The organism is Streptomyces sp. 130, from assembly GCF_007096885.1.
Classification (GTDB): Bacteria; Actinomycetota; Actinomycetes; order Streptomycetales; family Streptomycetaceae; genus Streptomyces.
The window spans coordinates 1-468 of sequence record NZ_VJNO01000129.1 but is presented as its reverse complement, the minus strand read 5'-3'; the positions used below and the strand labels follow the sequence as shown (position 1 = coordinate 468).

Sequence of the window (468 nt, the reverse complement as noted above, 5' to 3'; positions counted from 1 at the left end):
CCCGACGAGCCCGGCAAGGGCCTCGTCGGTGCGCCCGGCGATCGGCGAGCCGATCGTGACGTCGTCGCCGGCGCCGAGCTGGCGCAGCAGGACGGCGAGCGCCGACTGCAGCACCATCGACACGGTCGCGCCCTCGCGGGTCGCCAACTCGTTCACCGCGGCGAAGAGCTCGGGTTCGACGACGAAGGCGACGCGGTCGCCTCGGTGGCTGGCGACGGGCGGCCTCGGCCGGTCGGTTGGCAGTTGCAACGGCTGCGGCACGCCCGCCAGCTCGGCCTTCCAGTAGCTGTACTGGCCGAAGGCCCGGCTGCCGGGGTCGTTCTCGTCGCCGAGCAGCTTCTCCTGCCACAGCGCGTAGTCCGCGTACTGCACCGCGAGCGCGTCGAACCGCGGCGCCCGGCCTTCGAGACGGGCCCGGTAGGCGGCGACCAGGTCGCGCGACAGCGGCGCCATCGACTCCCCGTCACC

1 protein-coding gene is annotated in these 468 nt (G+C 74.1%); it reads right to left on the bottom strand.

What is annotated here, in order from left to right; genetic code table 11:
* A partial coding sequence (locus FKN01_RS32320; protein WP_260697106.1) for a condensation domain-containing protein occupies positions 1-453 on the bottom strand: 453 nt, incomplete at its 3' end.
* Positions 454-468 lie beyond the last annotated feature (15 nt).